Consider the following 23,850-nt stretch of genomic DNA (forward strand, 5'->3'; position numbering starts at 1 on the left):
ATCATTTTAGAATTTTTCATCTAGAGTGTCAATCTGATACTAGAATAATTTAGAAATTGTTTGTATAATTTGATTATGAATTTTGTGATTATAAATTTTAATCATTTAAGATAACCTTACTACTAATTTTTAACTTAGGTTTTTATACAAATGAATATAGCTAATATCTTTATTTTTTTTGCTCTCTCTCTTATAACTAGCTTTCATTTCGTCCATGCACAAATATTATACACATGGTCTCAAGTTATCCCAGAAAATAAACTAAGCATACGCGCAATTACGGACAATGACATGTGTCCCATTGTTTATGTTGATGGCGAGGAAACAGAAATGCTGAATCGCAGCTCAATTAACAATGGTGATCATAACGAAACAGTTTGTGAACTGACAGTACAAACAAGTGCCAAAAACATTAGTATTGAGGATCTACGGGTTCCTATATTACCAAAAAAGGTTAATAAAATTGCTTTCATTGGTGACACGGGCTGTAGAATAAATATGTTATTTCAGCAGGAATGTAATTCGGTAGATAGCTGGCCTTTAAAAAAAAATTTAGATTCAATCGCCCTTCATAAACCAGATTTAATTATCCATGTTGGTGATTATCATTATAGACAAACAAAATGTAGAAATACAAAAAAGTGTGGCGATATTTATGGATATAATAAAGAAGTTTGGTACGCTGATTGGTTTGAGCCTGCAAAGGATATTTTATCACAATCCCCTTTCCTTTTTGTTCGTGGAAACCATGAGAGTTGTGATAGAGCTTATGAAGGATGGTTCAGGTATCTAGATTCATACCCCTTTTCGTCTGAAAAATGTGGAAACTTCGTTTCTAGTTGGTCCTTAGATGCTGGACCGATGAAATTTTTTATCTTCGACTCTTCATCCGGTGAGGATATTTTTACAACCCAAAGCACAATTGATGCTTTTGAGAGGCAATTTGATAAATTGATACAAAATAGTTCTGACAAGCCCATGTGGTTTTTAACTCATAAACCGCTTTGGAGATCTCCAAAAAAAGAATTTTTGACATTAAAAAGCCATGGTAATCTTACACAAATCGAAGCTTTTGGAGATAAATTTCCAAGCAATGTTACTACCATAATTTCTGGCCACATTCATATAGCCCAGATTTTATTAATGGATAATGTTCCAGACCAAATTATAGTTGGAAACGGTGGTGCATCATTACACGCTCAAGATCAAGAATCTGTTTATCAAAATGTAGAATTTGACTATTCAAATGGTAAAAACTACTTAGCACACGAGGTTAGAAACTTTTTTGGCTTTGGCTTTGCAATACTAAATTTAGATGATCACGAATTTACCTTCTATAATCAACACAATAAGGAAATGTATTCTGCGAAGCTAACAGAAGATTTTAAACTTAAACGGATTAAAACTATAGTCGATTCATTTTAGGATTTGTTATTAGCTATTTTAAAAACGCTACTTAAACATTTTTTTTAATCGATTGATTTCATCAGCAAATTTTGAGTCGGTCTTTATAAAATTTTCTACTTGTTTTACTGCATGTATAACAGTAGCATGGTCTCTGCCACCAAAGTTTCTCCCAATATCTGGTAGGCTTTTTTGCGTAAATTTTTTGGCAAAATACATAGCTATTTGTCTTGGCCTTGCAAGACTGCGAAGCCTTCTATTGGATTGCATATCTGCAACCTTTATATTGAAAAATTCAGCTACTTTCTTTTGTATTTCTTCTATTGTGACTGACCTATGATTTGACCTAAGAAGATCGATTAGGGTTTCACTAGCTGATTCTACCGTCATACTTCTTCCAATTAATGAGGTATGGGTAACCTTATTTAATGCTCCTTCTAATTCTCTTATATTAGATTTTATGTTCCTTGCTAAAAACTCTAGGACATCTTTCGGAACATACATATTCATCTGCTCCACTTTTGCCTGCAATATACCAAGCCTTAATTCAAAAGTTGTTTCATTAATATCTGCCACCAACCCCCAACCGAGTCGTGATTTTATTCTTTCTTCCACTCCATCAAGATCACTAGGAGACCTATCAGCTGATATAACCAATTGTTTATTTTGGTCTATCAATGCATTGAAAGTGTGAAAAAATTCTTCTTGTGTACTATCTTTACCACTGATAAATTGCACATCATCTACCATCAATACATCTACTGATCTAAATTGCTCTTTAAATAACATAATATCTTTGCTTCGCAGCGCTGTAATATATTGGTACATGAATTTCTCTGCTGATAAATACACCACTTTTCTTTTTGCTGATGGGGAATTGACTATGTGCCAAGCTATAGCATGCATTAGATGTGTTTTACCAAGTCCCACTCCACCATATAGAAAAAAAGGATTGCTGCCTAATATTGGATCTATAGATTCTGCCACACGCTTTGCCGCCGTAAATGCTAATTCATTTGGCTTTCCCACTACAAAATTATCAAAGGTGAACCTTGGATCCAGCGGCGAACCAAGATTATGATTACTTTCCTCTCTGTTTTTTAGTATAACATTAAAATTTGAATTCCTCTCCTCAATTACTTGAATATCAATAGAACGTATACTTTTATCTTCGCTTTGCCATAATGATAATATTTTTTTCATGTAATGAACTGTAATCCACTCTTTTATAAACCTTGTTGACACGGATAAAAGAACTTCCCCATTTCTGCTACTGACAAATTTTAGTGAACTCAGCCAGCTATTATATGTTGCTTCTCCATAAAGATTATAAAGACAATTTTGGATTTTTTCCCAAGTAACATTGTGATCCGTTACTGTAATAATCTGATCAAAAAACATAGTAGAAACGTTAGGGCTAGTTAAGTTCATATACCACACCAAGAAAAAAGCAATAATTAGAAAAATATAAGATAATCAATAGCTTACTGCAAAATGAAAAGCTAATACTACTTAATACATACTAAAAATTATGGTGATTTTTTGATGGGTTGTAAAGGGTATAAAAACATTAAAATTGATCATTTTTATTTCAAAAAAATGAAAAATTTGTAAATGTCGCTTGTATCGAGGATTAGAAGCATGCTATTAAAAACAGTAATACATTATGTATAAATAAGATGTTAAATTTACTGGCAAATAAGTAAAGTATTCATATAAATATAGCTAACCTAATATAGATTTACTGAAGCAAATTTATGATTATATTAAGTAATTTGAGTTGTTATGCTGTATTCGGTATTGAACTAGAGTTTTACATTGAAGGAATAGAAAAAGAATACTTATTTCTGAATAGCATCAAAAATAAAATAGCATCTCTTGAATTTTCTTGCGAGAAGGAGAATTCTACACATCAGTATGAGATAAAAAGTGGTTGTTATACGAACTCCTACAATTTAATTAAGCATTTTGAGTTAGCAAAACAATCACTTACTGAAACAGCACAAAAACTAGGTGGGAATGTTTCTTTTAAAGCAAAGCCTTATTTGGATAGAGCAGGCAGTGCATTAAATGTGCATGTTAATCTCGTGAATTCAAATAACGGTAACTTATTTTATATCAATGAGCAAAAGTACAGTGACTATCTGATTCATAGTATTGGTGGATTATGTGCAATGATGAAAAAACATATGTTGTTTTTTGCTCCAAATGATGATTCATATTTAAGATTTCAGTATCCGGATATTCACACTCCAACTACGATTAGTTGGGGAGTAAATAACAGAACTGCTGCGATAAGAATTCCCTATTTTGGCAACGATTCCAAAAGATGCCGCCTAGAGCACCGTGTTCCTGGAACAGATTGTAACCTTGAAAAAGTACTCACAGCAATAATTGAAGGTATAGTTTTTGGTATAGAGAACAAAATTGCTCCGCCAAATAGAGTGTATGGCATTGCATCTGATCCTCAATATAAGATGGAGAGTTTGATATAGCAACTACCTGTTAAACCCTAACCCATTAAACTCCTTTGAGGTAATTGGCCATTCTAGCACTTTCCTCACATCATTATTTACATTCCCATACTGTAATAGCAAGTCTGCAGCAGATAGTTTCTGCGTACTTTTAGATGATCCAAGCCCTATATTGGTAAGGTTGCTCGGTGGCTGCTCAGGAAGTGGATTACCAGATACATCCATGTGTTCAGGGAGAGATTTCATCTGATTCTTTATAGAGCTAGAGTTATTTTGTGCAGGATTTCTATCATCTGACATGTCAAGAATAATTTTCTCAGGTACTACCATAGTTTTTGTATAATCAGCAGAATGACTGCCTTCAGTGTTCTTAAATTCATCAAGAATTGGTTCGCCAAACGCATTTATAGGGCCACCAAGTGATCCTTTCTCCATGCGCTCTTCTGCTCTTTTCCTTATTATTTCTTCTGCTAGCTCAGTTTCAGTTCTTTTTGGTTCTTTTACGGTACCTTTTTCTTCACCTTCATCTCCTGAAACACCAGTAATTTCAGCAGGCTGTTCTTTTTTAGTTCTTATTTTATGAATCAGCGAAAGTAATAAGTAAGTAACTGCAGCAGCAGAAACGATAATGGCTATCTTTGCGGCAATGTGGATTGCTGTTAAAAATATTAAAGCTGATAAAGCTCCAGCTAATCCAGACACAATAACTTTATTTTTGCCTTTTGTTATATTTAGAATTGCCACCATAATAACCTCTCAAATACTGCTCTAGAATTATTATACAGAAATTTTCTTATACTTGCAATTTTGCAAAAATTTTAATTATTTGCGTAAAGTTTTAAAGCTACACAAGGATTAATTAATATGCAATGTATCTCGACTATAATATTGTACAAACGCACATATTCAGCTAACATTCAACATGCAGAGCTTACTCATAGAGCGAAACAGGGCGGTGGTATTATTACTTATAGTAATTTTTATCTTCGGTTCATACGTTTATGTAAAAATGCCAAGGGAAAGCAATCCTGGTATACAGATTCCTATAATCAGCGTGTTTGTTGGACTTCCTGGGATTTCTGCTCAAGATAGTGAAAAGCTATTAGTGCTTCCTATAGAAAATGAACTAAGATCCATCGAAGGTGTAAGAGAATTGAGAGCTTTTGCAACTAATGATGGTGCTCACATGATACTCGAATTTGGAACAGAGTATGATAATAAAGAAGTGCTCGATAATGTCCGTTCAAAGCTTTCAAACATAAAATCGAAGTTACCTGTTGAAGCGGAATCTCCGATAATCAATGAAATAAACTTGAGCTTATTTCCGATACTCAATGTCGGCTTAATTGGTAATTTGCCAGAAAGAGCCTTAACTGAAATAGCACGCAAGCTAAAGAAAGAAATAGAATCTCTGCCAAATGTTCTCAAAGTTGAAGTGGCAGGTATGCGTAAAGAAACAGTGGAAGTGATAGTTGAGCCCACAGTTCTAACAAAATATAACATTCAATCAAACGAAATATTCCAAGCTATATCAAGCAATAACAGACTAGTGGGAGCTGGGTCACTGGAAAATGATACCGGTAAATATTCGATTAAAATATCAGGGTTATTAAAAGATATAGAAGATATTATGAATATTCCTATTAGATCTCAAGGCGATGCAGTTTTGAGAATCAAAGATATAGCAAAAGTATACCCTAGGTTTGAGGATCACCAAGGATTTGCTCGCATTAATGGATTACCTAGTGTCGTGCTAGGAATTTCAAAACGTAACGGAAAAAACATAATAGACACAGTAAATCAAGTAAAATACTTAATGGATAAGGCAAAAGATCAATTACCTGAAAATTTAAAAGTGGTGTACTTAAACGACCAGTCAAAAAACGTCCGCGATGTGCTTGATGACTTGGAAAACGGCATAATATTTGCTGTGTTGTTAATATTGATCATAATGATGCTTTCTATGGGAACAAGGATTGCTATTCTTGTGGCACTCTCGATACCCGGTTCCTTTCTCATTGGGATAATAGCTCTTTACTTTATGGGTATAACCTTAAATATCGTTGTGCTCTTCAGTTTAATTATGGCTGTTGGCATGCTGGTTGATGATGCAATTGTGATCAGCGAATATGCCGATAGAAAGATGATCTGCGGAATGGACAAAGTAGAAGCTTTTTACACTTCAGTTCGTGATATGTTTTATCCGGTTCTATCATCAACGTTAACTAAATTAGCAGTGTTTTTTCCTCTATTATTCTGGCCTGATACTGTTGGTAAATTCATGCAGTACATACCAATTACAATAATCCTAACTTTGACTGGATCGCTCATTATGGCTTTGGTTTTTATACCAACACTTGGTGCAATATTTGGTAAGCCTTCGATAACTTCAAAAAAAGAAATAAAAAAAATGAGTGCTATAGAAAGTGGTGAAATAAAAAATGCTGGGCCTATAATAAGAGCTTACGTACGCATGCTAGAGAAGGTTTTGGATCATCCTAAAAAATTCGTATGTGCTACTGTATTCGTTTTGTTTTCATTTAGTGTGCTGTACTTTACTTTTGGTCCTGGAGTAAAGTTTTTTCCGAAAGTGGATTCAGATAATATTTTAATCAGTGTTAAAGCAAAAGAAAGCTTATCAGCCAAAGAACGAGATCTGATACTCAAAGAAGTGGAAGAACGCATTTTGAGCATTGAAAAAGAAATTCATGTTTCTTATGCTAGATCAGGAGCATTTTCAGACAACGTTATCGCCAGAATACAACTAGAACTTATGGATTGGCGCTTCAGGCGCAAAGCTAAGCACATACTAAATGATATAAGGAGCAGTGTGCAAGACATGAAAGGAATAATAATTAATGTTCAAGAGGAAAAGCCAGGACCGTCGGCTGACAAGCCAATACAAATTAACCTCAGCGGGAGTGTATCCAGTTTGAATTTAGCAGCAGAGAAAATTCTAGAAATTATGAACCAACCTTCATCCGGGTTTATAAATATTCAAGATAGCAGATCAGCACCTGAAATAGAGTGGAATATGAGTGTTGATAAGAGTAAGGCTACAAGCTCTGAAGTAAGTGTTGCAACCATTGGCGATTTTATAAAGATGGTTACAAATGGAGTATTGATTGGAAAATATAGACCAAATAACACGGATGAAGAAATCGATATTGTACTCCGTTTCCCCAGAAAGGACCGCAATATGAAGACTATAGACAATCTTTTTATCAATACAGTTAATGGCCCGTATCCTATGAGCAACATAGTAAAATATGCTCCCGAAAAAAAGGTAAACAAACTAAACAGGATTGATGGATTACGCACAGTGACAATCTCTGCTGACGTTGATACTGGCTATCTTGTTGATGAAAGAGTAAAGTTCATTCAGAATTCTATTGCCCAGGATTGGGACAAGGGAGTAAAAATTGATTTTAAAGGCGACAAAGAAGATCAACAAAAATCAGGAGCATTTTTGTTAAAGGCTTTTATATTAGCGATTACACTAATGATATTGGTATTAGTGACACAGTTTAATAATGTATACCATACATTTATCGTAATGACAGCAGTGTTTTTATCCACAACATGTGTGTTTTTTGTTTTCTTTCTTATCCAACAAGTTTTCGTAGTTGTTATGTGTGGAGTGGGGATAATTGCTTTGGCAGGAATTATAGTGAATAATAACATACTATTGCTTGATGCCTTTCATCATCAAATTAAGGTACACAAAAATGACATCAAGCGATGTGTAATAAACGCTGCAATTTCTCGCGTTAGGCCAATATTGCTTACCGTTGCAACCACAGTTCTTGGTTTAATACCGATGATTACCAGGTTAAATATCAATTTTTTTACGCTACAAATCACATATGATGCTCCATCAAGCCAGTGGTGGGTTGACATTTCAACAACCATAGCAAGTGGAATATTGGCTGCAACGGTTTTAACTTTATTCTTTACTCCTGCGTTGCTTGTTATACAAAAACATGAAAAAACTTGACTTAAATTAGCAATCATTTAACATTTAAGATAGTGTTCTTTGCCCGTTGGAGCTATAATTATAACTAATTACATTGGATTTATTTATTATGATTGCTAATCGTAAAAGCAGTGTTAAGCAGAAAAGTAACAAGAATAACATAGTTGGAAGCCTTGATGTAATAAAAACAGCAGGAGAGCTTTCACTTCAAAAAGGTTTAGATTTTGATGTTGTAATAAAGGCACTAGAAAGTGCTATAGAAGCAGTGGCTCATCAAAAATATGGTAGCAAAAGTAAAATTGTAGTTGATATAGATAGAAACACAGGCAAAGTTACTTCATATAGAAAACTAAAAGTTATTGATGATGAATCAAATGAAAAAGAGAATACCGAGTGTGAATCAATTACGCTTACACAAGCTAAATTAATAAAAGGAGATGCAAAAGTTGGAGATACTGTTAGTGAATTACTCTCTCTTAACACTGATCTTGCTTCAGCAAGAATTGCCCAGCAAAAGATTGCTCAAATAATTAAAGATGAAGAGTCAAAAAAGCAATATGAGGAATTTAAAGATAAGGTGGGAGAAATAAGGTATGGTATTGTTAAACAAGTAGAATATTCAGATCTTATTATAGACATAAATGGCACTAGGGCATATCTTCCATTGCGAAATTTAACTGGTGGTGAATCATTTCGTGAAGGTGATAAGGTTAAAGCTTACATACAGACTGTTAAGCGCTCTGATGATGGACGTCAAATTATTCTTTCTAGGACTCATGAAGGCTTTTTGGAGGCATTATTAAATCAAGAAATACCAGAAATTGCTGACGGATTAGTGACAATTAAAGGTATAGCTAGAGATGCTGGTTCAAGGTCTAAGGTTGCCGTTTTCTCTCCCGACAAGAACATTGATCCAGTAGGTGCTTGTGTTGGAGTTAAGGGAGATAGAATAAAAACTATTATACACGAATTAAATGGTGAAAAAATTGACGTTATAAATTACTCCTCAGATTTGGGTCAATTTGTTATTAAAGCCATTACTCCTGCAGAAGTATCGAAGGTTATTATTGATGAAAATGAAAATTGCATAGAGTTAATAGTTGCTGAAGATCAATTGAGTTTAGCGATAGGAAAAAAGGGCCAGAATGTAAGATTAGCTTCAGAGCTTGTTGGATGGAAAATTGAGATATTAAGCACTCAGCAAGAATCAGAAAGGCGAAGTAAAGAACTTAGTCAATGTTCAGCTTTATTTGCTGAAGCTTTAAACTTAGAAGAGATTATGGGTCAGCTATTGGTAACAGAAGGTTTTTCAAGTGTAGAAGACATATCTAGCGCTTCAATTAAAGAGCTTGCTTCAATAGAGGGCTTTAATGAAGATATTGCAAACGAACTTCACAATAGAGCAAATAAGTACCTGAAAGCAGAAAATGATAGAAAAATAGAAGAGCTAAAAAGTTTAGGTATGGAGGATGATGTAATCAATTTAACTTTATCAATAGACAATAAAATTGCTCTTAGTAAGCATGATATTAAGACTTTAGAGGACATAGCAGATTTATCAAGTTATGAGTTTTGCAGCATACTCTCTTCCTCATCCGATAGCAAAGAAGATCTAAAAGATACAGTAGATTCAATAATCATAGAAGCACGTAAAAAGCTTGGATTAATATAATAAAATAATATGAATAATGAAGATATCAGTGATAAAAAATTAACGCTCCAAGGTTTAAGCAAGCTTAAATTAGACCTCAATTTAAACTCTTCAGCTAGCCCAAGTACTGGAGCTACAGTAGTAAAAAAAAGAAGAAAAAAATCTCATGATGCAGAAGAACATAATTTATTTGACGAGAGTAAATTAGGTTCTTTAACAGAGAAAGAACAAATTTTTCGCATTAATGCTGTGCAGAATGCTGCTTTGCTGAAAGAAAGAAATCAGAGAGAAGAAAAAGAGAAAACAGCAAAAGAAGACAGCAATAAAGAGATTGACGAGAAAAATGAAGCGGACGCTTTATCTAAGGAAATAAATAAGCAAGTTTTAAGTAATACCCACTTAGTTGAACCAAAAGAAGATAGTATTGACCATGAGGACAACGATAAAAAGTCTTTTAAAGTCAACAAAGATATATATTCTAAGCATTCTAAACTGGTAATTGCACAGGCAATAGATGAAAAAACTGAACAACCCCCTGTATTTAAGCAAAGGTTTGGTATAAGAGGTAGAAAGTCAAAGTTTACTAAGGGTAAAAATATATCAAGAGAAGTTATTATACCAGACAAAATAACTATCAGGGAGTTATCTATTCGCATGGCAGAAGATAGCAAGAGTGTGCTAAAAATGTTCAAAGAAGAAGTCGGTGAGAGTTATAGAGTAGATGATCTGGTGGATCCAGATATAGCATGTGAAATAGTGGAAAAATTTAATCATACGGCTAAACGAGTGAGCGATACCAACAGAGAAAAAGATTTATTTTTTATAGAAGGCAGAGAAAGCCTGCCTAAAAAACCTAAACCACCAATCGTCACTTTTATGGGACACGTCGATCATGGTAAAACCTCATTGCTCGATGCATTTCGTGAATCTAATGTTGCAGAAAGAGAGTCAGGTGGCATAACTCAACACATAGGTGCTTATCAAATAACGACAAAAGATAAGCAAAAAATTACCTTTATTGATACACCAGGACATGAAGCGTTCACTGCGATGCGTGCACGTGGTGCCAATATTACTAATATAGTTGTAATAGTAGTTGCAGCTGACGATGGAATCATGAAACAAACAGTTGAAGCAATAAATCATGCAAAAGCAGCAAATGTTTCCATTATAGTTGCTATTAATAAAATTGATAAATCTGAGCCTGGTGATGTAGAAAAAATAATTAATAGTTTGCCTCAATATGATCTCATCCCTGAAGGGCTTGGTGGTGATGTTATGATTGTGCCAGTATCAGCAAAAAAGAAAACTAATTTAGATAAACTAGAAGAGACGATTTTGTTAATCGCTGAATTAATGAAGCTAGAAGCAATAGAAGATTGTCGAGCACTTGGATGGGTAATAGAATCCAAAATAGATAAAGCGAAAGGAATATCAGCTACATTGATAGTTGAGGAAGGAACGTTAAAGGTTGGTGATATATTGGTAGTTGGTACAACATACAGTAAAGTACGTAGTATGGTTAATCACCTTGGTCAAAGAGAAAAAGCAGCACTACCCTCCGCTCCAATTGAAATTACTGGTCTAAATGGTGTACCAAATGCTGGAGATAAATTTGTTGTTGTAAATTCTGAAAAGCAGGCGCGTGAAATTGTTGAATACAGGCTAGAGTTGATCAAGAAAAAGAAAGAAGATTTGGGCGACAATAATTTAGATATATTCAGCCGTAATAACAGTGAAATAGAAGAACTATCTGTAGTTTTAAAGTGCGATGTAACTGGTTCTATTGAAGCAATATCAAGTTCAATTGATAAACTCGGTAAAGATCAAGTGAAATTAAATATCCTACACAAAGCAGTAGGAGGGATAACAGATTCAGATGTGCTGCTTGCAGAAGCATCAAGTGCAGTAATTTTAGCTTTTAATGTAAAAGTGGACTCAAAAATAAGGGACTTGGCAAAACAAAAAGGTGTAGAAATACATACTTATAACATAATATACGAGCTCATTGATGACATGAGAATGTATTTAACTAAAATGTTAAAGCCTGTTACACGAGAGGTTCGTGTTGGTTCTGCATCTGTAAGGCAAATATTTAACGTATCTAAAGCTGGTAATATCATTGGATGTTACGTAAGTGATGGAGTCATAAGAAAAGATTCTTTAATTAAGGTAATGCGTGGTGGCAAATTGGTGCATGAAGGAAAGTTAAAAGCACTACGTAGATTTAAAGATGATGTTAAAGAAGTAGGTGTAAACTTTGAATGCGGAGTATCACTAGAGGGTAATGTCGATATTAAAGTTGGAGATATTTTGGAAGCTTATCAATTAGTGCAAGAAGAAAGGGTGTTATAGTAGCTGGATATGAAAAAGGAAATTAGAAACCTAAAGATAGCATCGGTATTGCATAGAGCAATATCAAGAGTTCTAATGGAAGGTAAGGTGTTCAATAAAAATGTAGCGGTATCTGACGTAAAATTAAGTAAAGATTTGAAAAAAGCAGATGTATATATTGTGTTATCTTCATTGAATATTCAAGTAGCTGACTACTTAGATCCAGAAAAAAGACGCACTGGAGATCCTTCTGAGAATAATTGTGATATTAACACTGTTGTTAATGAAATGAACCAGTCTGCATGGTCAATACGTAAATCTATATTGTGTTATGTTGATTTGCGATTTATACCTGAACTAGTTTTCAAGCCTGACTTAGCGTTCGATAATTTTGTTAATGTAAGCAAAATATTACATAATCACACTTAATTAATGCATTTCAATCGTTACTTTTCATTAATGAGGTTGCACAGTTTAACGGGTTTGTGGCTTGTGCTATTTCCCAGTTTGAGCGGTATTCTTTTAGCCTCAACTTCTCTATCGTATCAGGCTCTTTTTCTCCTTGTTTTGTTTACTATAGGTGCATTTTTAATGAGACCTGCAGGGTGCATAATCAATGACATTTTCGATAGAGAAATAGATGCGCACGTTGAACGAACAAAATATAGGCCACTTGCAAGTGGTGCATTAAACATAAAGCAGGCTTTAGCTTTACTTTCACTGTTACTGTCTATTGCCCTGGTAATCTTATTATTAACTAATAAAACTACACTCATACTTGGAATAATCTCAATGTGTATGATAGCTACTTACCCTTTATTAAAGCGGTATGTTTGGTGGCCACAATTGTTCTTAGGGTTTACCTTCAATATGGGATCGCTCATGGGCTCAGCAGCAATAACAAACCAGATCAGTATAGAATCCTTGCTGTTTTATATAGGATGCGTCTTTTGGACACTTAGCTATGACACCATATACGCCCATCAAGATAAAAAAGATGATGAAAAACTCGGGATGAAATCTACCGCATTATATTTTGGTGATACAACAAAATCTTGGTTGAAAAGATTTTATTTAATATCTCTTATGACGTGGCTATATGCTGGTATCTTATCATCATTAAATAACATTTTTTATATTGCTCTACTTGCTGTAGGGTTCATATTTCACCGCCAATACAAAAATTTCAATCCTGACGATCCCAGTCAATGCATGTCCATATTTAAAAATAATTCCTACGTAGGGTTGCTTCTCTTTTTTGGCATCCTTTTAGATAGAATTATCACCTAGGTCTCAAGAGTTTTGGCTCTAATGAAGTCAATAAACTCAGGTACTCGCAGAAACGAAAATTGCTTGACACCCTTCGCCAGCCCTCTTATCATGAAACTGAAGCTATTGTATTTGCTTTCGCCAATCTGCAGATTAAAAGGTAAGGATTACTCAATGTATCGGCGTCTTATGTTCAATTTTTTGCAGTATATAGATACTGTATGTCTTTACAAAACTTCATCTACATCTAGATTTTTATCTAAATAAGCTGAACGCGCTTATAAAGCGTTACAAGACATCAAAAAATGCCAATACTCGACAGAGATAGTAAAAGACTAGCTAACTCGGGGATTCTTTGTCTTTTTTTCTGCTTAGTAAATTTCTTAAACATTTGCAGCGTAAGTTAGTTGCAATTAAAAGCGGCTGAATCTCGCTTGTCAAGCGTTTAAAACATAAAAAACGCCAATATTTTAAAGCGGATAATAACCCCAGGGCTTCTTTTGCCTTTTTTTTCATTTGGTAAATTTCTTAATATTTATAGCTAAACAACAACCGTCATCCCGCTACGTGTTAGCGGCTAAGAGATACCGTGGCGGTATGACGGTTCGCGGCAGGATGACGATAAGCTCGTCATCCCACTACTTGTTAGCGGGATCTAGAGATACCGTGACGGTATGACGGTTCGCGCGGTGGCATGACCTCGTCATCCCGCTACGTGTTAGCGGGATCTATGCTTTGAGATACCGCGAATGAATCGCGGTATGACGGTGTAGATGATGGTTAAGTAATTCGTCATCCCGCTACGTGTTAGCGGGATCTAGAGATACCGTGACGGTATGACGGTTCGCGCGGTGGCATGACCTCGTCATCCCGCTACGTGTTAGCGGGATCTATGCTTTGAGATACCGCGAATGAATCGCGGTATAACGGTGTAGATGATGGTTAAGTAATTCGTCATCCCGCTGCTTGTTAGCGGGATCTAGAGATACCGCGAATGAATCGCGGTATGACGGTGTAGATGATGGTTAAGTAATTCGTCATCCCGCTGCTTGTTAGCGGGATCTAGAGATACCGCGAATGAATCGCGGTATGACGGTTCGCGGCAGGATGACGATAAGCTCGTCATCCCACTACTTGTTAGCGGCTAAGAGATACCGCGGCGGTATAGCTATAGGATGACAAAAAAAGGGCACTGTGACGAACTTAAATCACAATTATCAGTTAATGCCAATCGCGGCATTATAAAAAACGCCAAACTTTTTTCTGCTTTTATGCAAGAAGTCTAGTCCATATATTCCTCCCACTTTTCCGTGACTTTTCTTACTATTTCCTCACTCATTTTAATTTTCTTTCCCCACTCTCGTTTGGTTTCAGGAGGAATTTTGTTTGTCGCATCAAATCCCATTTTACCTCCAAGTCCACTTTCAGGGGAAGCAAAGTCTAAATAATCAATAGGTACACTTTCTATCATGATTGTATCACGCACAGGGTCCATCCTCGTTGACATTGCCCACATTACTTCCTTCCAATCACGTACATTTATATCATTATCAACAACGATAATAAACTTCGTGTATAAAAACTGCTTTAGAAAAGAAAGTATGCCCATAACAATTCTTTTTGCCTGCCCTGGATAGGATTTTTTTATCGACACTATCGCTATTCTATATGAGCAACCTTCCGGTGGCAGATAAAAGTCCACTATCTCTGGAAATTGATTGATAAGAATGGGCACAAAAATTTCATTGAGTGCTTCACCAAGAATCGATGGTTCATCAGGTGGCTTGCCAGTGAAAGTGCTAAGATATATCGGGTTTTTACGCATAGTAATTGCAGTAATATTAAATTCTGGAAATTGCTCAACAGAATTATAGTAGCCAGTGTGGTCTCCATATGGTCCCTCATCTTGATATCTATCCAAACTCACATAGCCTTCCAGAACGATTTCCGCGTGAGCTGGCACTTGAAGTGGAATAGTCTTACAATTTACAAGTTCAAGCGGCTTCTTTCGCAGCAGTCCAGCAAATTGGTATTCTGACAATGTTTCTGGCACTGGAGTTACCGCAGCAATAATCGTTGCAGGATCACTACCGATCACAGCAGCAGCAGGAAATTTCATATTTTGTTCCTTCTCTTTCCATCGTTTATGGTGACCTGCTCCTCCACGATGCGCAAGCCAACGCATTAGAGTTGTTTTTTTATCTATGACCTGCATACGATATATTCCAAGATTGAAATTATCTTGTTTGTCTTTCGTAGGTCCTTTTGTCACCACAATCGGCCAGGTGATAAGTGGTGCAGGTTCATTTGGCCAGCATGTTTGAATGGGCAGTAGACTTAGGTCCACTTCATCTCCGGTTAGCACTACCTCTTGACATGGAGCCTTGCTCACGACTTTACTTCGCATCGATAACACGACTTTCAACAAAGGAAACATTTTTATAGCATCCTTAAAGTTTTTTGGCGGCTCAGGTGATTGCAAAAATGCTAAAAGTTTACCAAGATCTCTTAGTTCATCAGGATTTATGTTCAACCCCAATGCAATCCTCTTAATAGTACCAAATAAATTCACCAAAACAGGAATCGAATTTTTACCATTTTCTGTGACAACATTTTCAAAAATGATCGCTGGCCCTTTGTTTGACAAAACCCTACGGTGAATTTCTGTCATTTCAAGAACTGTTGAAACTTTCTCCTTAATTCTAATCAGATTCTTTTTTTCTTCTAAGGCTTTGATGAAGTCGCGTAAGTTGTTGTACATATTCCAGTTTTTAAAATTTTAAGTTTACATTTAGTTTTCAAGCACTTTATTGAAATTTGACCTATGCACTACTTTCCTGCCTAGCGAGCTTTCAGTTAATTTGAGATCAAATCCTCATATTGCTTACTAAGTTTGTATTTCCTTCCTCTATTGGAAAAATCTACAATCTTGATAAACCCCATTTCCACCCACTTTTTACAAAGTTGCGCACTGGTACGAGGCTTAAAATTAAATAGTTCGCCAACCTGACTAGCTGTAATAGCGGAAAACTCCTGGAAGAGCTCAAGAGCTTTGCGTTGTTTAGGATCAAGCTTACGTATAAGATCAGTCTGATCAGCGTGGTATTCTTCTTTATTTATACGTTGTAAAACGTTCTCAAATGAATTTGCCATACCTTCTACGAAATACTCCACCCACTTAGTAATATCTGCTTCAGCTCGTCCCATGTAATAGTTGTGCGATGGACCTATACTGATTGCTTCATAATACGCTCCTAGATTCTTAGCATAATATTCTTCCAATGAATAAAGTCCTTTTAGGTCATACCCACCAAGGTGTAAAATTAATGTAGTCAACAATCTTGCAGTACGACCATTACCGTCATAGTAAGGGTGAATTGTTACAAATTGATAATGCGCAATACCTGCAATAATTGGGCAAGGCACTTGCTCACTGTTACGAATCCAATCAATTATACTGCTCATGAGCTTTGGTACATCCTTTGCTTCAGGTGGCATATAAATTATTGCACGTGTAAGACTATCGCGGATAACATTTTGACCATCACGATAAGGTGTTGATTTTATTTTAGATTTTCCACTTGCTATTACTAGAGCATGTAGTGTTTGAACAGCTTTCTCAGTAATGGGTATTCTCCTTGCTGCCCATTGTTCAACTTGAGTTAAAGCTGCATAATATCCTTTAACCTCATTTTCATCTCTCCTATATTTTGGAAAGTGGCTTTTACCACTTAAAACCTCTTCAATCTGTTTAGGTTCAAGTCGATTTCCTTCAATCATAGTAGAATAGTGTGTGGTATAAAGCCGTGCAGTTTCACGAAGAGACAAAAGCATTGATACAGTGAGCGGCAAATGTAACACTTTTTCTTTTGCTGCTTCAATCCTTATAAGACAACTAGCAATTTTAGAAGTAATCGTATAATTCGGCATCGGCATAATATCTGCATTACATTACTTCTATATTATGCTGATAAAATGCAGATAATACAACATTTACACGACGCCGACCATAAACAGCAATAAATTCGGCTGATTGAGAAAGAAGTTTGTCTTGTAGAATAGCTATTTCTTTTTCTCTGCCAATTATTGGTTCACTCATATGTTTATTCCGCGGAGTTTGTTGAAATTATACACAGCGGAATAAAATTATCAACTTTGTTTTACCGCCGTATTTACAGCGTGGCGGTAAAAGATAGAGCATCTCATAATTGGCTATTCTGGAGGTAGTTTTGTCACTTGCATCACCAAGTCTTCTGATGAACTTTGTGGTAATGTGCTTGAGTTTTATTGTGTAAAGTTTGCATTTGAGGCAAAACTGGTTATAAAATACACTTGATACAAATGTTTTTATATATTAACATTAGATGCTTCTTTTAATATACAGATAAATGTGTACTAAAAGTTTTATGTTGTAGGTTTTTAAATAAATTGTATGTCTAGAATATCGTTTTTATTAATTTTAATAATAGCAAGCTTGCCGATAATAAACAATTGGCTTTCAAATCGCAGCCAAATGCTAAGCGATGATTATATAGGTGAGAAATTAGATAATTATATAAGCAGAAATTTTGATAAGATCGTAAAAACTCTCAAAGAGGAGTCGATTAAAAGTAGTTACGCTGCTCGAGATAATGTAACCAAAAGTAAAATTTCACAATACAAGGATCAAATATTTGACCTTACTTATCCTTACTCCGGAAATGAAAATAGCAGTGTTATAGCTGTAGGCTTCCTTGACTATTCTTGTGGACATTGCAAAGCTATAAAGAATGATATAAAGCAGTTAATTAACGACGGCAAAATTAAGTATATCTTTAGGGATGCTCCAATACTTGGTAACGCTTCTTTAAAGGCAGCAAAAAGTGCTTTAGCTGTCTATTTTCTCGATAAAGAAAAATATTTCGATTTTCACCATGCTGCTTTAAGTCACAAAGGAGAATTTTCAGACGAAAGCATATTGGATATAGTGAAAAACATAGGGATTGATGAGGACGATTTTAATGATTCCATAAAAGATAACGCGGACAAAATTGAGCAAATGATAAACAACAGTAGGCTTCTAGTAAGAGATTTGGGAGTAGGTGGTACACCTTTTTTAATAATTGGAGATAGCCTGTTTGTAGGAGCAACTGATTTGAATGTATTACGCAAAAAAGTAGATGAATTAAGTCACAAGCAAGGCTAGTTACAGTTTGCCATAAAATTTTATTTTTTTTGCTTGACAACTCAAATGAACCTGAGTATAGTAACTGTGGGTGTGACAGCAGTTTAACTCAGTGGTCTCACCCACTTTCCATAGCGTCATTTGCTATGTAAAACGCTTTCAAATTACAACATTTTCTTCAACTAAACTATTTTACTTTCACAGGAGGACATATGTCATTCACAGAAATTAGATTTCCAGAAAATATATCTTATGGTTCCACTGGAGGACCGGAATTTTCTACTGACGTTGTAACAACTCACAATGGTTGTGAACAGCGCAACATCAATTGGTCTCATGCACGCACTAGATACAACATAGCTTACGGGGTCAGATCAAACGAGCAGCTACTAGAACTAATAACATTTTTTCATGCACGAAAAGGTAAAGCAATAGGGTTTCGTTTTAAGGATTGGTCGGATTTTATAGCCATCAACCAAGAGATTGGTATAGGAGATAACAAAAAAACGACTTTTCAGCTAATCAAAACTTATGTAAGTGGGGAAGATAAGCATATACGTATGATCAAAAAGCCAGTACATGGGACAGTAAAGATTTATTTAAATGGTAAAGAAGAGAGTGAATATTCAGTAAATTATTCAACGGGAGAAATAACATTCATGAAACCGCCAGTAAAAGATGCGATAATCACTGCGAGCTTCGAATTTGATGTGCCCGTACGCTTTGATACAGATTACTTAAACGCTTCGATTGATGACTATGGAAGCAATAGCTGGAATAATATCCCCTTGGTGGAAGTGAAATTTTAGTTATAAGCGAGCATAGATCCACATCATAGTAGGGCTACTAGTCTACCATAAATTGAAAAATTAAGCACCACTGAGGCTCTATACCTAAATGAGCCTCAGTATATGCAATTATTTTAAACTTTATCACCAGCTATATACTACAATGTTGCTGAGCTTTGCTAACATTTACACTTGAAGCTTGGGGAGATTCTAACTCAGTGCTTTTTTCTTCCTGCAAAATAGAAAGCTTCAACAATTCCTTTAGAGTTATAGCATTTCTCATAATAGTCCGAATAGGTCATAGGAAGGCAGAATCAACAGCACGACGAAAGGATTCGAATAGAGGAATGTTTTTCCTGGCTCTGTTTTTTATAGCAAACCAATGATGCTCAATTTTGTTAAAATCTGGAGAATAAGGCGGCAGATACAAAATTTCTGCACCGACTCCTTTAGCGAGCTTGATAAGCTTATCAGACTTATGAAAAGTAGCATTATCAAGAATGACAGTTTGTCCAGGTTCTAAGATCGGTGCCAAAAATTGCTCAAACCATCCATTAAAAATATCCATATTACAGTGGCCTTCAAATGTTAATGGAGCAACTATCTTTCTTCTACTTAAGGCTGCAACCATGCTGATTCGTTGAGTTTTTTTTCCAGATTTTAGGGCATAAAATCGCTGTCCTTTCTGGCAATACCCATATGGATAGTCCTCCGTGTTATCAATCCCAGACTCATCTATATACACTAAGTTTTCTGGTTCTTTTGTTGCTATAATTTTTAAGAATTCAGCACGTTTTTCTTCGTTCCTTTCCTTGTATCCATATGTCTTTTTTTGCGCGTAAATCCAATTTTTCTGAGAGCTCGGTGGATCGTTTGGATACTAACGTTGCCCCAAAGTTTAGCCATTTCCGACAGAGTTTTTCTACCGTGTTTTTTAGCAAATTCGATAAACTTATTCCAGTCGATAATTTTCTGATTGTAACCTCCATTACCGAGTTTTTTTGACTGAAAGTCGCCTGTTTCTTTTTTTCTTTGCTGCCACTCCCACAAAGTAGTTCGTCCAATTTTAAATCTTGCTGCCACTGCTTCTCTGCTTTCCCCTTCGTCTAGTGCTTCCATTGCTTTTTTTCTTAAATCATAACTATATGCTGCCGGCATCCAACCTCCTTATCGCCATCTATCCTTAATCTTATCATATCCGGACTTCTGTGGAAAGAGCTATAATTTTTCAAGTGTTGTATCATCTTTGTTTAAGATGTAGTCTAGCATGTTGTTTTTCTGTAAGCGATTAACAAAATATCTATCTTCCTCATTAAGAACCTCTATCTTGTTAATACAAGATAATACTAAATCCGAGCTCTTTATTGCTAAAATTCCATTTACGAAAATATCTAATTTTGTTTTGTCTTCAGTCAAGTCTCTAGCTAACCTATTTCTGATGTTATCATTATCAAGCACAGTGTACTCGAGGTACGAGCAAGGCTCAATAAGTATAAAGTCCTCTAAAGGCACTAGTTCTGGATAGGTGCCAGCGTAATCAAGTATGCCACACTCAGTAATACACCCTCCTTTTCTTATAACACAGCAATTGAGACGACCATGATACATTGATAACAAAGAAAAAAGACGTATTATACTTGTACCTCTATCTTTCATTTCCTCGAAAAGCTTCCTATCATTTATTAATTTGTGCAAAATGTAATCCATAGCAGGACCTGGTTTGCGGAAATGAAACATATTATTCTCTTCAAAAATGGCCTCAGCTAATTCGATAGATTCTTTATCCTCATCTACAAAAGCTTTTTCATTTCTATTTAACTGTATGATCTCAGCTTTGCTATCTCTGCGTAGACCAGTTCTCCTTATTAACATCTCAAATATTTTTGTATTCATATATATCCTATATTAATTAAAGTAAATATTAATAATGTTTACTTTTTAAATGAAAATTTTAATAAATATTGTAGCTTTTTAATAGAATAAAAATCTTTTATATTTGCTTGAGTACCAAAAGGGCTTTATTGGTGTAATGCGTTTTCTATTGCGCCTGGCTGCAGTGCCCAGCGTCAAGATCTGATGAACAACGTTCGCTTGCCAGCTTTCGCTTCAATATTTGCACAATTGTGCTAGATCCCCTGCATAACCTGCTTTAAAATCTCCTCCTGCTGCTGAGTGTGAACACTAACATAACCACATGCAGGAGATGCAGCAGCAGGTCTTGCGATACACTTAGGTCTTTTTGCTTGGATATCGAGATTAGATAACACTTCCTCTATCAATGGGTTGACAAAAAACCATCCTCCCATATTTTTTGGTTCTTCTTGACACCATATAATTTCAGCGTTTTTGTACTTTTCAAGTTCATTACTTAGTTTATCTGCAGGAAAAGGATAGAATTGCTCCAAACGTATTACTGCTATATCGTTTATTTTTTGTGCTTCACATATGTCGTAATAAACTTTACCACTGCATATTACAACTTTACGTATTTTATCATTCGAAACTAAACCTGTTCTACATTCTGGAATTACTGTGAGGAATTTTCCTTCAAAATCAGATAGGTTAGAAACTGCTCTTTTATGACGCAATAGTGATTTAGGTGTAAACACTACCAGAGGCTTACGAAAGTCTCTATGCATTTGTCTGCGTAAGACATGGAAGTAATTCGCCGGAGTGGAACAATTAACTACCTGCATATTATCCTCTGCGCAGAGTTGCAAAAATCTCTCTATACGAGCAGAACTATGTTCAGGTCCTTGCCCTTCATAACCGTGGGGCAACAATAAAACTAGACCGCTTGATCGCAACCACTTTGTTTCTGCAGATGCGATAAACTGGTCGATCATAATTTGCGCACCGTTTGCAAAATCACCAAATTGTCCTTCCCAGAGCACCAGTGAATACGGAGAATCAAGACTATATCCATATTCAAAGCCCATTACAGCATACTCAGATAGTGCGCTATCTATGACCTCAAAGTGAGCTTGCTTTTCATTTATATTGTTTAGCGGAATAAATGCTTCTTCTGTTACCTGATCAACAAGCCTTGAATGACGGTGCGAGAAAGTTCCACGACCAGAGTCTTGTCCTGATAAACGCACTCCTATTCTTTCTGTGAGCAGTGATGCAAACGCAAGACTTTCGGCAGTTGCCCAGTCTATATTACTACCAAAATTTATGCTGTCTATTCTGCCATCGAGTATTTTTCTAACCTTATTGTTAATGTTAAAGTTACTTGGGATATTGCTATTTATACGCACACCTAATTTTTTCAGCTCATCTGGCGGAACACCAGAATCCGTGTAGTATTCGCTCAAATCGTTCAGCTTTGCTCTTCTTAATTTTGACCACACTCCACCGAACCAGTCAGCTTTTTTTGGAGTGTAAGCCGCTGATTCAGCAAGACTTTTATCTAATTTTGCCCTGAATTCACTGCGCAATTTATTTACTTCATCGCCATCTAATACTTTCTCTGCAGTCAATTTTTCTTCATACAATGTTCCAGGAGTTTTATGCTTTGATATCGCCTTATACATAAGTGGCTGAGTGAAATTCGGTTCATCACCTTCATTATGGCCATATTTGCGGTAGCACATTATGTCAATTACTACGTCCTTTTTAAATTTCTGCCTATATTCCATCGCCAGACTTGTAGCAAAACTCACAGCTTCCGGGTTATCTCCATTGACGTGAAACACTGGAGCTTCTATTGATTTTGCTATATCAGTGCAATAAAAAGAGGATCGTGCGCAACATGGGTTAGCAGTAAAACCAACTTGGTTATTAATGACAATGTGCACAATGCCATCCACTTTATAGCCTTCAATATTGCTTAAGGTTAAAGTTTCAGCAACCACTCCTTGACCGATGAAAGCCGCATCACCATGAATTGATATGCCAAGCACAGATCTTATATTCTGTTTTGCTCTTATTCTTCCAGCCAAAACCGGATTTACCGCTTCAAGGTGAGATGGATTAGGGCATAAACTTAAATGTATTTTTTTGCCACCTGAAAGTGCTCGATCAGAAGAGTAACCAAGGTGATATTTAACATCACCGGACACCTCAAGACCACTTGGGTATGCAAGATTGCCTTGAAATTCAGACAGCATTGCCGCATATTCTTTCCCCATCACTTTGGTTAGAACATTGAGTCGTCCGCGGTGAGCCATGCCAAGGACTATTTCTTCAATACCAAAAACCGTAGAATCACTAATGATTTTTTCAATTGCAACGATAGCTGATTCTCCACCTTCAATAGAAAAGCGTTTATATCCAGGAAATTTCATATGGAGAAATTGCTCGAACATTTCGGATTCGACCAAGTGCCTCAGTATTTCCTTTTTATCTTGTGAACTCAGCGTACAGGTTTGATTTTCGATCTTTTCCTGCAGCCACATTCTCTCCTCATAAGAGGAGATGTGCATAAATTCAAAACCGATATTCTTGCAGTAAATATCTCTATAGATTCCAGTGTCACTTGCCGGAGATAGATTCGAGTATTTTTGATAATCTACTTCCTTATTCACATTGGGTGATAACGGATTAAGATCCGCAAAAAAATGACCGTAAGATCTGAAAAAATTTGCTAAACCAGAAACTGAATCATCCACCTTAGTTACATGTTGTGCACCGCAGGTCTCCGCTTTATTAACTTCTAAATTGCTTGAAAAAATTCTATACCAATCCTCCCCGATTGATTTATCACCCTGCAAATAACGGCTATACATTTCTTCCACAAATTCTGCATTATCACCATAAAGGCAGCTTAAACTCGACATAATCACTAT

17 protein-coding genes are annotated in these 23,850 nt (G+C 35.8%); 9 read left to right on the forward strand and 8 right to left on the reverse strand.

Translation table 11 applies throughout. The features are described from left to right. The first annotated feature begins 150 nt into the window (after positions 1–150). Positions 151–1,425 (forward strand): metallophosphoesterase, encoded by a 1,275-nt coding sequence (locus ABWU55_RS04505; protein ID WP_353286171.1) that lies wholly within the window; start codon positions 151–153, stop codon positions 1,423–1,425. Between the two features lie 27 nt (positions 1,426–1,452). Here the strand turns inward: ABWU55_RS04505 and dnaA are convergent, their stop codons facing one another. Then, the gene (dnaA, locus tag ABWU55_RS04510) at positions 1,453–2,835 is read right to left on the reverse strand and encodes a chromosomal replication initiator protein DnaA (protein ID WP_353286172.1); all 1,383 of its coding nucleotides are present in this window, start codon (positions 2,833–2,835) and stop codon (positions 1,453–1,455) included. A 326-nt stretch (positions 2,836–3,161) separates the two neighbouring features. Here dnaA and ABWU55_RS04515 point away from each other — a divergent pair, with 326 nt between their 5' ends. Then, positions 3,162–3,899: a glutamine synthetase gene (locus ABWU55_RS04515; RefSeq protein ID WP_010963182.1), complete on the forward strand. Its 738-nt coding sequence runs from the start codon at positions 3,162–3,164 to the stop codon at positions 3,897–3,899. A 3-nt stretch (positions 3,900–3,902) separates the two neighbouring features. On the opposite strand, the gene ABWU55_RS04520 is transcribed toward ABWU55_RS04515, so the two are convergent. Beyond that, the gene (locus ABWU55_RS04520) at positions 3,903–4,625 is read right to left on the reverse strand and encodes a hypothetical protein (RefSeq protein ID WP_138264854.1); all 723 of its coding nucleotides are present in this window, start codon (positions 4,623–4,625) and stop codon (positions 3,903–3,905) included. A gap of 175 nt (positions 4,626–4,800) precedes the next feature. Here ABWU55_RS04520 and ABWU55_RS04525 point away from each other — a divergent pair, with 175 nt between their 5' ends. The 5 genes from ABWU55_RS04525 to ubiA all read left to right on the forward strand — a co-directional run bounded on the left by ABWU55_RS04525 (position 4,801) and on the right by ubiA (position 13,129). Then, the gene (locus tag ABWU55_RS04525) at positions 4,801–7,875 is read left to right on the forward strand and encodes an efflux RND transporter permease subunit (RefSeq protein WP_208571588.1); all 3,075 of its coding nucleotides are present in this window, start codon (positions 4,801–4,803) and stop codon (positions 7,873–7,875) included. Between the two features lie 88 nt (positions 7,876–7,963). Next, complete coding sequence (nusA, locus tag ABWU55_RS04530; protein ID WP_015589511.1) at positions 7,964–9,526, forward strand: transcription termination factor NusA; 1,563 nt, start codon at positions 7,964–7,966, stop codon at positions 9,524–9,526. A gap of 9 nt (positions 9,527–9,535) precedes the next feature. Beyond that, entirely contained in the window at positions 9,536–11,860 is a 2,325-nt protein-coding gene (gene infB, locus ABWU55_RS04535; RefSeq protein ID WP_353286173.1) for a translation initiation factor IF-2, read from the forward strand. A 9-nt stretch (positions 11,861–11,869) separates the two neighbouring features. After that, positions 11,870–12,268, forward strand: coding sequence for a ribosome-binding factor A (locus ABWU55_RS04540; RefSeq protein ID WP_006279769.1), 399 nt, complete (start codon positions 11,870–11,872; stop codon positions 12,266–12,268). A 3-nt stretch (positions 12,269–12,271) separates the two neighbouring features. Continuing rightward, positions 12,272–13,129: a 4-hydroxybenzoate octaprenyltransferase gene (gene ubiA, locus ABWU55_RS04545; protein WP_353286174.1), complete on the forward strand. Its 858-nt coding sequence runs from the start codon at positions 12,272–12,274 to the stop codon at positions 13,127–13,129. Positions 13,130–14,390: 1,261 nt separating this feature from the next. Here the strand turns inward: ubiA and ABWU55_RS04550 are convergent. From ABWU55_RS04550 to ABWU55_RS04560, 3 genes are all read right to left on the reverse strand, one after another. Next, positions 14,391–15,869 (reverse strand): UbiD family decarboxylase, encoded by a 1,479-nt coding sequence (locus tag ABWU55_RS04550; protein ID WP_182319895.1) that lies wholly within the window; start codon positions 15,867–15,869, stop codon positions 14,391–14,393. Between the two features lie 95 nt (positions 15,870–15,964). Then, positions 15,965–17,038, reverse strand: a complete 1,074-nt coding sequence (locus ABWU55_RS04555; RefSeq protein ID WP_353286175.1) for a Fic family protein — start codon at positions 17,036–17,038, stop codon at positions 15,965–15,967. A 16-nt stretch (positions 17,039–17,054) separates the two neighbouring features. Further along, the gene (locus ABWU55_RS04560) at positions 17,055–17,207 is read right to left on the reverse strand and encodes a hypothetical protein (protein WP_007548541.1); all 153 of its coding nucleotides are present in this window, start codon (positions 17,205–17,207) and stop codon (positions 17,055–17,057) included. Between the two features lie 333 nt (positions 17,208–17,540). On the opposite strand from ABWU55_RS04560, the gene ABWU55_RS04565 reads away from it, so the two are divergent. After that, a complete protein-coding gene (locus tag ABWU55_RS04565) occupies positions 17,541–18,293 on the forward strand; it encodes a DsbA family protein (RefSeq protein WP_353286176.1) in 753 nt (250 codons plus the stop codon). A 191-nt stretch (positions 18,294–18,484) separates the two neighbouring features. After that, positions 18,485–19,081, forward strand: coding sequence for a TIGR02217 family protein (locus ABWU55_RS04570; RefSeq protein WP_138265061.1), 597 nt, complete (start codon positions 18,485–18,487; stop codon positions 19,079–19,081). 277 nt (positions 19,082–19,358) lie between these two features. Here the strand turns inward: ABWU55_RS04570 and ABWU55_RS04575 are convergent. The 3 genes from ABWU55_RS04575 to ABWU55_RS04585 form a co-directional block, all read right to left on the reverse strand. Further along, positions 19,359–20,218, reverse strand: a protein-coding gene (locus ABWU55_RS04575; RefSeq protein WP_156518142.1) for an IS630 family transposase whose coding sequence is annotated in 2 segments (ribosomal slippage) — positions 19,359–19,894 and positions 19,894–20,218 — 861 coding nt in all. Because the reading frame shifts where the segments join, the coding sequence is not laid out codon by codon here. A gap of 60 nt (positions 20,219–20,278) precedes the next feature. Further along, positions 20,279–20,953, reverse strand: coding sequence for a hypothetical protein (locus ABWU55_RS04580; protein WP_353286177.1), 675 nt, complete (start codon positions 20,951–20,953; stop codon positions 20,279–20,281). A gap of 233 nt (positions 20,954–21,186) precedes the next feature. Then, positions 21,187–23,841: a 2-oxoglutarate dehydrogenase E1 component gene (locus ABWU55_RS04585; RefSeq protein ID WP_353286178.1), complete on the reverse strand. Its 2,655-nt coding sequence runs from the start codon at positions 23,839–23,841 to the stop codon at positions 21,187–21,189. Between the last annotated feature and the right edge of the window lie 9 nt (positions 23,842–23,850).

Source organism: Wolbachia endosymbiont (group A) of Crataerina pallida, from assembly GCF_964028475.1.
Taxonomy (GTDB): Bacteria; Pseudomonadota; Alphaproteobacteria; order Rickettsiales; family Anaplasmataceae; genus Wolbachia; species Wolbachia pipientis.

Coding starts and splice junctions, on each gene's coding strand:
- ABWU55_RS04505 (WP_353286171.1), top strand. CDS start 151: ATGAATATAGCTAATATCTTTATTTTTTTTGCTCTCTCTCTTATAACT.
- ABWU55_RS04515 (WP_010963182.1), top strand. CDS start 3,162: ATGATTATATTAAGTAATTTGAGTTGTTATGCTGTATTCGGTATTGAA.
- infB (WP_353286173.1), top strand. CDS start 9,536: ATGAATAATGAAGATATCAGTGATAAAAAATTAACGCTCCAAGGTTTA.
- ubiA (WP_353286174.1), top strand. CDS start 12,272: ATGCATTTCAATCGTTACTTTTCATTAATGAGGTTGCACAGTTTAACG.
- ABWU55_RS04580 (WP_353286177.1), bottom strand. CDS start 20,953: ATGAATACAAAAATATTTGAGATGTTAATAAGGAGAACTGGTCTACGC.
- dnaA (WP_353286172.1), bottom strand. CDS start 2,835: ATGAACTTAACTAGCCCTAACGTTTCTACTATGTTTTTTGATCAGATT.
- ABWU55_RS04525 (WP_208571588.1), top strand. CDS start 4,801: ATGCAGAGCTTACTCATAGAGCGAAACAGGGCGGTGGTATTATTACTT.
- ABWU55_RS04585 (WP_353286178.1), bottom strand. CDS start 23,841: ATGTCGAGTTTAAGCTGCCTTTATGGTGATAATGCAGAATTTGTGGAA.
- ABWU55_RS04560 (WP_007548541.1), bottom strand. CDS start 17,207: ATGAGTGAACCAATAATTGGCAGAGAAAAAGAAATAGCTATTCTACAA.
- ABWU55_RS04520 (WP_138264854.1), bottom strand. CDS start 4,625: ATGGTGGCAATTCTAAATATAACAAAAGGCAAAAATAAAGTTATTGTG.
- nusA (WP_015589511.1), top strand. CDS start 7,964: ATGATTGCTAATCGTAAAAGCAGTGTTAAGCAGAAAAGTAACAAGAAT.
- ABWU55_RS04540 (WP_006279769.1), top strand. CDS start 11,870: ATGAAAAAGGAAATTAGAAACCTAAAGATAGCATCGGTATTGCATAGA.
- ABWU55_RS04550 (WP_182319895.1), bottom strand. CDS start 15,869: ATGTACAACAACTTACGCGACTTCATCAAAGCCTTAGAAGAAAAAAAG.
- ABWU55_RS04555 (WP_353286175.1), bottom strand. CDS start 17,038: ATGCCGAATTATACGATTACTTCTAAAATTGCTAGTTGTCTTATAAGG.
- ABWU55_RS04570 (WP_138265061.1), top strand. CDS start 18,485: ATGTCATTCACAGAAATTAGATTTCCAGAAAATATATCTTATGGTTCC.
- ABWU55_RS04565 (WP_353286176.1), top strand. CDS start 17,541: ATGTCTAGAATATCGTTTTTATTAATTTTAATAATAGCAAGCTTGCCG.